Raw genomic sequence first — 12,919 nt, forward strand, 5'->3', positions numbered from 1 at the left:
GTCACCGGGCGCGGGCTGGACGACGCCCCCGGCGACCGCGCCTTCGACGTGGTGACGATCGACCGCGACCGCATCCTGCAAAGCGGCAGCAACCGTCTGGAAAGCGTGCTGGCCGACGTCGCCGGCCTGCAACAGTTCCGCCGCTCCGACAGCCGCTCGGCCAATCCGACCAGCCAGGGCATCACCCTGCGCGGACTGGGCGGCAACGCCGCCAGCCGCACGCTCCTCCTGCTCGATGGCGTGCCCCAGACTGATCCGTTCGGCGGCTGGGTCGCCTTCCCGGCTTATGCCACCGGTCGCCTCGGCCGGGTGCGCGTCACCCGGGGCGGCGGCTCGGGCTATCAGGGCCCCGGCGCGCTCGCCGGCACGATCGAACTGGACAGCGCCACCCCCGACCAGCTCAGCCCGGTCGACCTCTATGCCGCCTATGGCAGCCGCGACTCGGTCGATGCGCAAGGGGCCGCCTCGCTCGTCCGCCCTGGCGGCTTCGCGACGATCGCCGGCGCCTATACGCGCGGCGACGGCTTCATCCCGACGATCGCCGCGCAGCGTGGCCCGGTCGATCGCCCCGCCCCCTTCGAACAGGCCTCGGGCGCGATCCGCGGCGTCGCCAGCATTACACCCGATACGGAGGTGCAGATGAACGTCTCCGCCTTTACCGACCGGCGCGAGCGCGGCACCGCCTTTACCGCCAACCAGTCGGAGGGCGCCGACGCCAGCATCCGCCTCGTCGGGCGCGGACGTTGGGGCTGGTCGGCGCTCGCCTATCTTCAGACGCGCGCCTTCGCCTCCAGCTTCGCCGCGATCAACGCCGCCCGCACCACCGCCACGCAGACGCTGGACCAGTATAACACTCCCGCCACCGGCCTCGGCGCCCGGCTGGAGGTCGCGCCCCCGATCGGCGAGCAGGTCGCCCTGCGCATCGGCGCCGATATCCGCGACGTGTCGGGCAAGACGCAGGAACTCTACACCTTCGTCGCCGGCCTTCCGACCCGCCGGCGCGAGGCGGGGGGCGCCTCGCGCACCGCCGGCCTGTTCGCCGATGGCAGCGTGGAGGCCGGCGCGCTGACCCTCACCGCCGGCGGCCGGGTCGACGGGTGGCAGATCAGGGGCGGCATGCTGGCCGAGCGTACGCTGGCCACCTCCGCGGTGCTGACCGATGCACGCTTTGCCGATCGCTCCGGCACCGAATGGACCGGCCGCGCCGGCCTCGCCTTCCGCCCCGCCGAACCCGTCACCCTGCGGGTCGCCGGTTATCGCGGCTGGCGCCTGCCGACGCTCAACGAACTCTATCGTCCTTTTCGAGTCGGTGCCGACGCCACCGCGGCGAACCCCGACCTGAACCCCGAACATCTGACCGGGGTGGAGGGCGGGATCGACCTGACCCCGCTTCCCGGTGTCCGCGTCTCGGCCACCTATTTCTACAACCGGCTGACCGACGCCATCGCCAACGTCACTGCCGGCGCCGGCCCCGGCACCTTCCCCGGCGTCGGCTTCGTCGCCGCCGGCGGCACCTACCGCGTCCGCCGCAACCTCGATGCGGTGCGCGCCCACGGCTTCGAGCTGGACGGCCGCTGGACGCGCGGCCCCCTGCTCGCCCGCGCAAGCTGGTCCCACACCAATGCCCGTGTCCAGGGATCCGGTCCTGCCGCCGCGCTCGACGATCTGCGCCCGGCGCAGACGCCGCGCGATCAGGTCTCGGGCACGCTCGGCTATACGCAGGGGCGCGCCGCGCTGACCGCCACCGTCCGCCACGTCGCCCGCCAGTTCGATGACGACCAGAACAGCCGCGCGCTGGCCGCCGCAACCACGGTCGATGCCTTTGCCTCGCTTCCCCTCACCCCCACCCTCGCGGTCGAGGCCCGGGCCGAAAATATCGGCGACGAGACGGTGGAAACCGGCTTTTCCGGCGCGGGCATCGTCGAGCGCGCCGTCCCCCGCACGCTGTGGATCGGCCTGCGCTATCGCCTGTAGCGGGGGAGGCCTGCCTGTTTTGCGGTGCCGGCCCGCTCAGCCCCGCCGTACCAGCGCGGTCCGCAGGCATCGGCAGACGATCTGGTCGCGCTGGTTCAGTGCCTCGTGCCGGAACGTCACCAGCCCCGCCTCGGGCCGCGAACGGCTGTCGCGAAGCGCCACCACCTCGGTCGTCGCGCGCAGCGTGTCGCCCAGGAACACCGGGTGGGGCATCACCAGCTCGTCATAGCCCAGATTGGCGACCAGCGTCCCCAGCGTCGTCTCCCCCACCGACAGCCCGACCATCAGGGCAAAGGTGAAGGTGCCGTTGACCAGGATCTGCCCGAACTCGCTCGCCCGCGCCGCCTCGACATCCAGGTGCAGCGGCTGCGGATTGTGCGTCATGGTGGAAAACAGCAGGTTGTCCGTCTCGGTCACCGTCCGGCGGATCGGATGCTCGATCCGGTCGCCGATCGTCCACCCCTCGAATGTGCGCCCGCTCATGCCGCGTCCTTCTCGATCCGCACCAGCAACCGCCCCTCGGCGACCTGCCCGCCCGTCACCGCGTCCAGCATGGCAACCACCCCGTCAAACGGCGCGACCAGCGCATGTTCCATCTTCATCGCCTCCAGCGTCACCAGCGGCTGGCCGCGCACCACCTGCGCCCCCTGCTCCACCGCCACCGCGATGATCCGCCCCGGCATCGGCGACAGGATCGCCCCGTCGGACGCGCCCCCGGCCGCGGCACCATCCACCCGCCACGGCGCCAGCGTCCAGCTCTGCCCGCCCTGCATCACATAGGGTGCGGCCGGCCGCTCCGCCGCCGCCCCCAGCGTCACCGTCACCGCCTGCCCGTCCAGCAGCACCCGCGCCTCGCACCGCGCCGCGGCATTCAGCCGGAAGCCCGCCAGCGGCCCGGGCTGCACCATCGCCGTCGCCGCCGCCGCCAGCACCGCCGCATCGGGCTGTGCCGGCGGCAACAGCGCGTCGCCCTCCCGCGCGATCAGCCCGGTATCCACCGTCCCCGACACGAACGCCGGATGCTCCAGCGCCCGCACCAGAAAGCCCGCATTGCTGCGCACCGGCCACACCGTCGCGCCGGCCAGCCTGTCGCGCAGGGCCACGCGTGCGTCCTCGCGCGTGTGCCCCCACGCGATCACCTTGGCGATCATCGGATCGTAATAGGGCGTCACCGCATCGCCCTGCCGCACGCCGGTGTCGATGCGGATGCCGGCCCCGTCGCCCAGGTCGAACGCCTCCAGCCGTCCGATCGACGGCAGGAAGCCGCGCGCCGGGTCTTCAGCATAGAGCCGCGCCTCGATCGCGTGCCCCCGGATCGACAGGTCCGCCTGCGCGACCGGCAGGGGCTCGCCCGCCGCGACACGCAACTGCCACTCCACCAGATCGACGCCGGTGATCGCCTCGGTCACCGGATGCTCGACCTGCAACCGGGTGTTCATCTCCATGAACCAGATGCGGTCGGCGCGCAGGCCCTCGCCCGCATCGGCGATGAATTCGATCGTGCCCGCGCCGACATAGTCGACCGCCTTCGCCGCCCTGACCGCCGCGTCGCACACCGCCTCGCGCGTCGACTCGTCCATTCCCGGCGCCGGCGCTTCCTCGATCACCTTCTGATGTCGCCGCTGCAACGAACAATCGCGCTCGAACAGATGCACGACATTGCCGTGGCCGTCACCGAACACCTGCACCTCGATATGGCGTGGCGACAGGATATATTTCTCGATCAGGACGCGATCGTCGCCAAACGACGCCGCCGCCTCGCGCCGGCACGAGGCGAGCGCCGCAGCGAAGTCGCCGGGCGCGTCCACCCGCCGCATCCCCTTGCCGCCGCCGCCCGCAACCGCCTTGATCAGCACGGGATAGCCGATCGCATCGGCCTCCGCCGCCAACCGCGCCTCGCCCTGATCCTCACCCAGATAGCCCGGCGTCACCGGCACCCCTGCGGCGATCATCCGCGCCTTCGCCGCATCCTTCAGCCCCATCGCGCGGATGCTGTCGGGGTTCGGGCCGACCCAGGTCAGGCCGGCATCGATCACGGCTTGCGCAAAGTCGGCATTCTCGCTGAGGAAGCCGTAGCCGGGGTGGATCGCATCCGCCCCGCTTGCCCGTGCCGCCTCCAAGATGCGGTCGCCGCGCAGATAGCTGTCCCGCGCCGCCGCCGGTCCGATCAGCACCGCCGTATCGGCCAAGGCGACATGCAGCGCGCTCGCGTCCGCCTCGGAATAGACGGCCACGCTACGCACACCCATCGCCCGCGCCGTGCGAATGACCCGACAGGCAATCTCGCCGCGATTGGCGATCAACAGGGTAGAGATCATCATCAGGATTCCAGCACAAGCGTGATCGCGGTGCCGCCCCGCAGGGCGATGGCGTCCAGGATCACGGTCAGGATACGATCGAACCGCGCGCCGACCGTCAGGCGAGCAGCCGCGGCATGGCGCAGGCGAATGGCGATCGGCGGATCGACAACGGCAACCAGCAGGTCGAACAGCGCATCCAGGCTGCCGCCATACCAGTCGACGCCGGACGCATCACGGATGCGGGCATGGAAGTCCGCCTCGTCCACGATGCTCGCGCCGTCGATGCACAGATCCATCGCCATCGCGCACTACATCCGGAACACGCCGAAGGCCGCGCGTTCCGGGATCGGCGCGTTCAGCGTCGCGGCCAGCGCCAGGCCCAGCACGTCGCGCGTCTGCGCGGGATCGATGATGCCATCGTCCCACAACCGCGCCGTCGCGTACCAGGGATTGCCCTCTTCCTCATATTTCGCGCGGATCGGCGCCTTGAAGGCATCCGCCTCCTCCTCGCTCCAGCGGGCGGCATCGCGGTGGACGGTGGCCAGGACGCTCGCCGCCTGTTCGCCGCCCATCACGCTGATCCGCGCATTGGGCCAGGTGAACAGGAAGCGCGGGGAATAGGCCCGTCCGCACATGCCGTAATTGCCCGCGCCGAAGCTGCCGCCGATCACCACCGTGATCTTGGGCACCTGCGCGGTGGCGACCGCGGTCACCAGCTTGGCCCCGTGCTTGGCGATACCCTCCGCCTCGTACCGGCCGCCCACCATGAAACCCGCAATATTCTGCAGGAACAGCAGCGGGATACGCCGCTGGCATGCCAGCTCGATGAAATGCGCTCCCTTTTGTGCGCTCTCGGAGAACAGCACGCCGTTATTCGCCAGGATCGCGACCGGCTGGCCATGGATATGCGCAAAGCCACAAACCAGGCTGGTGCCGTAGAGCGGCTTGAACGCATGGAATTCCGAACCGTCGACGATCCGCGCGATCACCTCGTGCACGTCATAGGGCGCCCGCACGTCCGACGGGATCAGTCCGTACAGTTCCTCCGCCGAATAGAGCGGCGCGCGTGGGGGCGCCATGTTGACCGGCGCCGCCATCTGCGGCGGCAGCGTGGAGACGATATCGCGCAACAGGGTCAGCGCGTGCTCGTCATTCTCCGCGACATGATCGACCACGCCCGATCGCCGGCCATGCGTTTCCGCCCCGCCGAGTTCCTCGGCAGAGATCACCTCGCCCGTCGCCGCCTTGACCAGTGGCGGCCCGGCCAGAAAGATCGTGCCCTGCTCGCGCACGATCACCGTCTCGTCCGACATGGCCGGCACATAGGCGCCGCCCGCAGTGCAGCTTCCCATCACGCACGCGATCTGCGGGATGCCCGCCGCCGACATCTGCGCCTGGTTGAAGAAGATGCGCCCGAAATGGTCGCGGTCGGGAAACACCTCCGCCTGATGCGGCAGGTTCGCGCCGCCCGAATCGACCAGATACAGGCAGGGCAGCCGGTTTTCCGCCGCGATCTCCTGCGCGCGCAGATGCTTCTTCACGGTCAGCGGGTAATAGGTGCCGCCCTTCACCGTCGCGTCGTTGGCGACGATCATCACCTGCCGCCCCGATACCCAGCCGATCCCGGCGATCACGCCCGCGCCGGGCACCTCCCCGCCATAAAGGCCGTTCGCCGCCAGCTGTCCGATTTCCAGAAACGGCGAGGCGGGGTCGAGCAGCCGCTCCACCCGTTCGCGCGGCAACAGCTTGCCCCGGCCGACATGGCGTTCGCGCGACGCCTCGCTGCCGCCCAGCCCGGCGATCGCGACATCGGCGCGCAGCCGCTCGGCCAGCGCGCGATTATGCGCGGCATTGGCGCGGAATGCTTCGGCTTCCGTCTGCACCGCGCTCGGCAGCACCCTCATTGCGCGACCTTCGGCTTGGCGCCGATCAGTTCGCGGCCGATCAGCATGCGGCGGATCTCGTTCGTCCCTGCACCGATGTCGAGCAGCTTGGCATCGCGTGCGAAGCGCTCCACCGGCCAGTCCTTGGTATAGCCCGCCCCGCCCAGCGCCTGGATCGCGTCCAGCGAAACCTTGACCGCATTCTCGCTCGCCAGCAGGATCGCGCCCGCCGCATCGAACCGCGTCGTCCGCCCCGCGTCGCAGCTCCGCGCGACCGCATAGACATAGGCGCGCGAGGAATTGAGCGCGACATACATGTCGGCCACCTTGGCCTGGATAAGCTGGAACGTCCCGATCGCCTGCCCGAACTGCTCGCGCTCGCGGACATAGGGCACCACCACGTCGAGGCAGGCCTGCATGATGCCAAGCTGGATGCCCGCCAGTACCGCGCGCTCGTAATCCAGCCCGCTCATCAGCACGCCGACGCCGCCGTTCAGCGGCCCCATCACATTCTCCGCCGGCACGAAACAGTCGGTAAAGACCAGCTCGGCGGTCGGCGATCCGCGCATGCCCATCTTGTCGATCTTCTGCCCGATCGCGAAGCCCGGCATGTCGCGCTCGATCAGGAAGGCCGTGATCCCGCGGCTTCCCTCCCCCGTCTTGGCATAAACGACCAGCGTGTCGGCATAGGCGGCGTTGGTGATCCAGAACTTGGTGCCGTTCAACCGGAACCCGCCCTCGACCGCCTCGGCCTTCAGCTTCATCGACACCACGTCCGACCCGGCCGTAACCTCCGACATCGCCAGGCTGCCGACATGTTCGCCGGAGATCAGCTTGGGCAGGTACTTCGCCTTCTGCTCGGGGCTTGCCCAGCGGCTGATCTGATTGATGCACAGGTTGGAATGTGCGCCGTAGGAAAGGCCGAGCGAGGCCGAGGCGCGGCTGACTTCCTCGATCGCGACGACATGGTCCAGATAGCCCAGTCCCAGCCCGCCATCCGCCTCGCCGACGGTGATGCCGTGCAGACCCAGCGCGCCCATTTCCGGCCAGAGGTCGCGGGGAAACCAGTCCTCCGCATCCATCCGCGCGGCCAGCGGGGCGATACGGTCGGTGGCGAAGCGTCGCGTGGCATCGCGGATCATGTCCGCGCTCTCGCCGAGCGCGAAGTCGAAATCGTCGATCATGGCCTCTCCGGGTCTGTAATTTTCTTTCGCTTCTAGCTTCAATTCGGTCTTGAGGGGAAGAGCGCTCTTTGTACGGTATTCGGCATTTCTCTTCCAAATTTGCAACGCCGCTCGAAAACCGGCATGCGGCTGCCATCCAGTGAGAGATGTGTACCCATGGCAACGTTGCCCGTAACGCCGCCGATCGGCGCCGATCTAACGGTCTGCGATCGCGAGCCGATCCATATCCCGGGTGCCATCCAGCCCCACGGCCTGCTGCTGGTCGCCGATCCGGCCACGCTGACCGTGATCGCGGGTGCCGGCGCGCTGGAGGAACGGCTTGCGCCCGACTGGCTGGGCCGCACGCTGTCCGATCTGCTCGCACAGGATATCTCCGCGCTCCTCGCCAACACCATGGTCGGCCTGGGCTCCACCCTGACCGCGCAGCCGCTGACCACCGCCACCGAGCAGTTCGAGGTCGCGCTGCACCGCGGCGGCGACCGGCTGCTGGTCGAGCTGGAACCCGCCGAGCGGGACGCGCCCTGGGGTCGGGGCAGCGTGCTGCCCTGGCTGGATGCCGCCGCGACCACCTTCGAGCGGGCCGGCGACCTGCAATCGCTGTGCGAGCGTGCCGCGGTCGCCTTTCGTGCGCTGACCGGCTTCGACCGGGTCATGGTGTACCGCTTTCTCGACGACGATGCCGGTCGCGTCGTCGCCGAGGATGCCGCGCCCGATACCGGCACGTTTCTCCACCATCACTTCCCCGCGTCCGACATCCCCAGACAGGCCCGCGCGCTCTACATCCGCAACCGCACCCGGGCGATCCCGGCGATCGACTATACCCCGGCCCCCCTCCGCCCGATCGGCTTCGAGACTACCGACCTGTCCGACGTCGGCTTGCGCAGCGTATCGCCCATCCACCTGCGCTACCTGCACAATATGGGTGTTGGCGCGTCCGCCTCGATCTCGATCGTCAAGGACGGGCTGCTCTGGGGCCTGATCGCGTGCCACAATGCCGCGCCGCGCCGCCTGTCGCCCGCCACCCGCTCCGCCGCCGCGATGCTCGCCAGCGGCCTTGCCCGCCAGATCCGCGCCAAGGAGGAAGCGGACACCTATCGCGAGCGTCTGCGCCTGCGCGCCGCGGAAGACAGCCTGCTGCCCCGCATCGCGACCAGCGGATCGCTGCGCAAGGCGGTGGACGCGCTGTCGAACGAGCTGTGCCAGATGTTCCGCAGCGACGGCTTTGCCCTGGTCCAGGGTCCGACGGTCGCCTGTCACGGCATCCATCCGGGATCGTTCGACATTCAGGAACTGGCGCGCTGGGTGCGTGCACGCGGCACCAGCGACCTGTTCGCGACGCACGAGCTGGCGCAGCATGTACCGGAAGCTGCGGATTATTCGGACCGAGCCAGCGGGCTGCTCGCACTGCCGCTGGTCGATGACGGCGCCGTCCTGCTCTGGTTCCGCGCCGAACAGGTCGAGGAAGTCGAATGGGCCGGCAACCCCCACAAGGCGGTCGACCTGAAGCCCGGCGAGATCCTGTCGCCGCGCGCCTCGTTCGAAAGCTGGGTGGAAACGGTGCGCGGTCGCGCCCGCCACTGGACGCTGGAGGAGATCGAGGCCGCGCATCGCCTGCGCCGCGCGTTGCACGACATCCACCAGACGCAGCGCCTGCGCACGCTGAACACCGAGTTGCAGCGGACACTCGCCGACAAGGACGCGTTGCTCCAGCAGAAGGACGTGCTGATGAAGGAGGTGGACCACCGCGTCCAGAACAGCCTCCAGCTCGTCTCGGCCTTTCTGTCGCTGCAAAGCAAGGCGGCCAACGACCCCACCGTGCGCGCGCATCTGTCGGAGGCGCAGGCGCGCCTGTCCGCGGTCGCGCTGGTCCATCGCCGTCTCTACCGCGACGACCAGATCCAGACGGTCGACCTCGCCCGCTATCTGGAGGAACTGGTCGGCGACATGAAGGCGTCGCTGGGCGCCGACTGGGCGCAGTTGATCCGCCTCGACCTCGCCCCCGTCCTGATGCCCACCGACCGGGCGATCAATCTTGGGCTGGTGACCACCGAACTGCTCATCAACGCGACCAAATATGCCTATGGCGGCGCGGCCGGGCCGATCGCCATTTCGCTGGAACAGCATCGCAACCGCCTGCGCCTGATCGTGGCCGACGATGGCCGCGGCAAGACGGGGGACGGGGCCGGCTTCGGCAGCCGCATGATGACCGCCATGATGTCCCGCCTGTCCGGCACCATCGACCATGTCGACAACCAGCCCGGCCTGCGCGTGATCGTCACCGCCCCGATCGAGGATCGGCCAAGCTGACACCCATTAAGCAGTGACAATCCTGCTCCCTCTCCCCTTCGGGGAGAGGGCTGGGGTGAGGGGCTGCCCCACGCGCAGCACCGCTGGCTACCCCTCATCCTCCCCACGGCTCACGCCGCGGGTCCCCTTCCTCTCCCCGAAGGAGAGAGGAAGCTACACCAAAGCCCGTTGGTACAACCCGAACGTCGCCTCCGCCGCACCAACGGCCCGGTCCAGCGCGCCCTCGTCCACCAGCGCCGCATCCAGCGCCGCGCGTAAGGAACGCCACTCCCCCGGCTCAAACACTGCGGAGAGATACGCTCGCGGCAATCCCGCCCCGACGTCGCGTGCCAGCATCGCCCCGCCCAGCCGGGATCCCTCGACCACGTAGAGCGCGCCCCAGGCCGCCGCATCGTCATCGGGCAAGGCGAACGGCAAGGGCGCCGGCGTTTCGACGCCAAGCGCCGCCAGATCCTCCGCCAGCGCCCCCGCACGCGGCCGCCAGTCGGGCATGCCTGCACGGCCCGAAAGCCACGCCTCCACCGCTGGCAAAGCCCGCGCATGCGCAATCAGGAAGGCCCGATAGCCCCCGGCATCCGCAAGGTCATAGCCTGCAAAGGCCGCATCCACCGCCGCATGTGCGGCGGCGGTCCGTTCGCGCAATGCCAGCGCCGCGCTCACTTCAGGCAGGCAACGATCCCGGCGATCACCGCCAGCGTTTCCTCCGGATCGCGCACGCGCACCGTGTCCAGACCCAGCTCCTTGGCAGGATAATCGTTGCCGCCGGGGAAGATCGCATCGCCGATGAACATCATCGCATCCAGCGCGATGCCGCTCTCGTCGCGCAGGCGCTTCAGGCCGTACGCCTTGTCGACGCCTTCCTGCGTGATGTCGATCGAGGTCGCGCCGCCCATGTTGATCGACAGGCCCGGCAGGCGCTTCTTCAGGTCGGCTTGGATCACCTTGCGCTTCTCGAACTTGGGGTCCCAATGCTCCTTTTCCTTGACCGGCGCCTGCTGGCCCAGTGCGGAAAAGGTGATCTGGCTGCCGCGATCCTCGATCCGCTCGCCCCAGGTCTGCTCGGGCACGAAGCCGGTCGCCTCCAGCGAGGCATCGAACGCCTCCAGGATCTTGGCCTTGGTCGCATCGTCGAACAGCTCGGCATAGACCGTGGTCCACTGCCCGTCCTGCCAGGTGAACAGCTTGGTGCCCGTCGTCGGCATCAGCCACAGCTTCGACCGGTCGGCGCGCTCGGGCAGGCGGCTCGCCACCTGCTTGTCGAACTGCGGCCAGTCCCCGCCGGAGATTACCGCGACATGCGCCACGTCCAGCAGATCGGCCAGTGCCTCGCCCATCGGATCGCCCAGCGGCTGCTTGCTTTCGGCCAGGGTGCCATCGAGGTCGAAGGCGACGAGCTGCTTCATGTACGAACTCCGGTGCGGGGAAAGATAATGGTATCAATGGCGTGTGCCACGCCGTCTTCGGCGTTGGAACGGGTATGTGTCGCCACCTGTGCCTTTACGGCACTGGGCGCATTGCCCATCACGATGGGCAGGCCTGCGCGCAGCAGCATCGGCAGGTCGTTCGCCTGGTCCCCGATCGCGGCGACCTCCGCTAGGCCCACGTTGAACGCCTTGGCGAGCGATGCGACACCCTTGCCTTTATTTGCTTCCAGCGCGGTGATGTCGAGATAATAGGTCTGCGACTGCGCGATGGTGGCATCGTCGCCGTGCACGCCCGCGATCCGCTCATGCAGCGCACGCAGCACAGGCGGGTCGTCGCTGACAAAGGTGATCTTGTCGACCTCGCCCGCCAGCGCATCGAAATCCCGCGTGATCACTGGCTCCTGGGCGGAGGCGATGCGCTCATGATCGACATGCTCCCCCTCCGGATTGCTGGCATACCAGCGATCGGCGGCGAACACCCAGATATCAACGGCCACGTCGCGGGCCGCTTCCAGAGCGCCGCGCACCACAGGTTCGGGCACGCGAAAGCGCGCCTCGATTGTCCCGTCCCGGCGGAACACCGTCCCGCCATTGAACGCACCTACCGGGGCATCGACCCCCAGCGTCTCGACCAGCGCCATCAGCCCCGACCGGGGCCGCGCACTGATGATCGTGAAGCCGACGCCCGCCGCCTCCAGCCGCCGCACCGCCGCGATCGTGGCGGGGCGCAGCGTCTTGTCGGGATCGACCAGCGTGCCGTCGACATCGGAGACGACGAGCCGGATCGGCGTCGTCATTGCGGGATTTCGGTGTGGCCACCAAAGCCGAAGCGCATGGCCGACAGCACCTGGTCGCCGAAGGTATGCTCCACGCGGCTACGATAGCGCGCGAACAGCGAGGCGGTCAGCACATTGGCCGGCACCTTTTCCTCCATCGCCGCATCGATCGTCCACTGGCCCTCGCCCGAATCTGCGACATGGCCGGAGAATTGTTCCAGCATCTCGTCCTTGGCCAGCGCACTTGCGGTCAGATCGAGCAGCCAGGACGAGATCACGCTGCCCCGCCGCCACACCTCGGCAATGTCGGTCAGGTTCAGGTCGAAGCGTTCATCTTCCGGCAGCTTGTCGGAATTCTTCGACTTTAAAATGTCGAAGCCCTCGGCATAGGCCTGCATCAGGCCGTATTCGATGCCGTTGTGGATCATCTTCACGAAATGCCCGGCACCCGCGGGTCCGGCATGGATATAGCCCTTTTCGGCACGCGGGTCGGCCTTTTCGGCGACGCGGCCCGGCGTGCGGACGATGTCGCCCGTGCCCGGCGCCAGCGTGTCGAAGATCGGGTCGAGATAGCGCACCGTCTCTTCGCTGCCGCCGATCATCATGCAATAGCCGCGATCCAGCCCCCATACGCCGCCGGACGTGCCGACATCGACATATTCGATGCCCTTTTCCCGCAGTTCCTTGGCGCGGCGGATATCGTCCTTGTAGAAGCTGTTGCCGCCATCGATCACGATGTCGCCCGCCTTCGCGTCGGCGCAGATCTGCTGGATCGTGTCCTCGGTCGGGCCGCCTGCGGGCAGCATCACCCACCAGATGGCGGGACTGTCCAGCTTGGTCGCCATGTCCGCGATACCGCTGGCGCCCTGCGCGCCGTCCGCGGTCAGCTTCTCCACCGCCGCCGCATCGCGATCCCAGGCGACGACCTCATGGCCGGCCTTCATCAACCGCCGCGCGATGTTGCCGCCCATCCGGCCAAGACCGATCAGACCGATTTTCATGCAAACGCTCCTACTCAATATTGCCCTCGCCACCCGGCAGAGAGGGAAGGACCCCACGGCCCTGCCGTGG

General features: G+C 68.7%; 11 protein-coding genes. 2 read left to right on the top strand and 9 right to left on the bottom strand.

Annotated features, from left to right (window positions below):
• Positions 1-1,974 (top strand): TonB-dependent receptor (locus OXR08_RS08425; protein WP_267349291.1); only part of this gene is annotated, 1,974 nt, incomplete at its 5' end.
• Positions 1,975-2,010: 36 nt separating this feature from the next.
• On the opposite strand, the gene OXR08_RS08430 is transcribed toward OXR08_RS08425, so the two are convergent.
• Genes OXR08_RS08430 through OXR08_RS08450 form a run of 5 tightly spaced genes read right to left on the bottom strand, consistent with a single transcriptional unit; the run spans position 2,011 to position 7,341 of the window.
• Complete coding sequence (locus OXR08_RS08430; RefSeq protein ID WP_112381176.1) at positions 2,011-2,457, bottom strand: MaoC family dehydratase; 447 nt, start codon at positions 2,455-2,457, stop codon at positions 2,011-2,013.
• Positions 2,454-4,292 carry an acetyl/propionyl/methylcrotonyl-CoA carboxylase subunit alpha gene (locus tag OXR08_RS08435; protein WP_267349321.1) on the bottom strand — a complete coding sequence of 613 codons (1,839 nt, stop codon included), beginning with the start codon at positions 4,290-4,292 and terminating at the stop codon, positions 2,454-2,456. The genes OXR08_RS08430 and OXR08_RS08435 overlap by 4 nt, the downstream gene beginning before the upstream one ends.
• A 2-nt stretch (positions 4,293-4,294) precedes the next feature.
• Positions 4,295-4,576 carry a barstar family protein gene (locus OXR08_RS08440; RefSeq protein WP_267349292.1) on the bottom strand — a complete coding sequence of 94 codons (282 nt, stop codon included), beginning with the start codon at positions 4,574-4,576 and terminating at the stop codon, positions 4,295-4,297.
• Positions 4,577-4,582: 6 nt separating this feature from the next.
• Complete coding sequence (locus OXR08_RS08445) at positions 4,583-6,178, bottom strand: carboxyl transferase domain-containing protein (RefSeq protein ID WP_267349293.1); 1,596 nt, start codon at positions 6,176-6,178, stop codon at positions 4,583-4,585.
• Positions 6,175-7,341, bottom strand: a complete 1,167-nt coding sequence (locus OXR08_RS08450; protein WP_267349294.1) for an acyl-CoA dehydrogenase family protein — start codon at positions 7,339-7,341, stop codon at positions 6,175-6,177. The genes OXR08_RS08445 and OXR08_RS08450 overlap by 4 nt, the downstream gene beginning before the upstream one ends.
• 156 nt (positions 7,342-7,497) lie before the next feature.
• On the opposite strand from OXR08_RS08450, the gene OXR08_RS08455 reads away from it, so the two are divergent.
• Positions 7,498-9,648: a histidine kinase dimerization/phosphoacceptor domain -containing protein gene (locus OXR08_RS08455; RefSeq protein WP_267349295.1), complete on the top strand. Its 2,151-nt coding sequence runs from the start codon at positions 7,498-7,500 to the stop codon at positions 9,646-9,648.
• A 153-nt stretch (positions 9,649-9,801) separates the two neighbouring features.
• Here OXR08_RS08455 and OXR08_RS08460 read toward each other — a convergent pair whose 3' ends face one another.
• From OXR08_RS08460 to gnd, 4 genes are read right to left on the bottom strand one after another with little or no spacing between them, the layout of a single operon-like run.
• Positions 9,802-10,308, bottom strand: a complete 507-nt coding sequence (locus OXR08_RS08460; RefSeq protein WP_267349296.1) for a biliverdin-producing heme oxygenase — start codon at positions 10,306-10,308, stop codon at positions 9,802-9,804.
• Positions 10,305-11,051 carry an HAD-IIB family hydrolase gene (locus tag OXR08_RS08465; RefSeq protein ID WP_267349297.1) on the bottom strand — a complete coding sequence of 249 codons (747 nt, stop codon included), beginning with the start codon at positions 11,049-11,051 and terminating at the stop codon, positions 10,305-10,307. The genes OXR08_RS08460 and OXR08_RS08465 overlap by 4 nt, the downstream gene beginning before the upstream one ends.
• Entirely contained in the window at positions 11,048-11,869 is an 822-nt protein-coding gene (locus OXR08_RS08470) for a Cof-type HAD-IIB family hydrolase (protein ID WP_267349298.1), read from the bottom strand. The genes OXR08_RS08465 and OXR08_RS08470 overlap by 4 nt, the downstream gene beginning before the upstream one ends.
• The gene (gene gnd, locus OXR08_RS08475) at positions 11,866-12,849 is read right to left on the bottom strand and encodes a phosphogluconate dehydrogenase (NAD(+)-dependent, decarboxylating) (RefSeq protein ID WP_112381183.1); all 984 of its coding nucleotides are present in this window, start codon (positions 12,847-12,849) and stop codon (positions 11,866-11,868) included. Before gnd ends, OXR08_RS08470 begins: the two co-directional genes overlap by 4 nt.
• Positions 12,850-12,919: the final 70 nt, after the last annotated feature.

This window comes from Sphingomonas sp. GM_Shp_2, assembly GCF_026540875.1.
Classification (GTDB): domain Bacteria; phylum Pseudomonadota; class Alphaproteobacteria; order Sphingomonadales; family Sphingomonadaceae; genus Sphingomonas; species Sphingomonas carotinifaciens.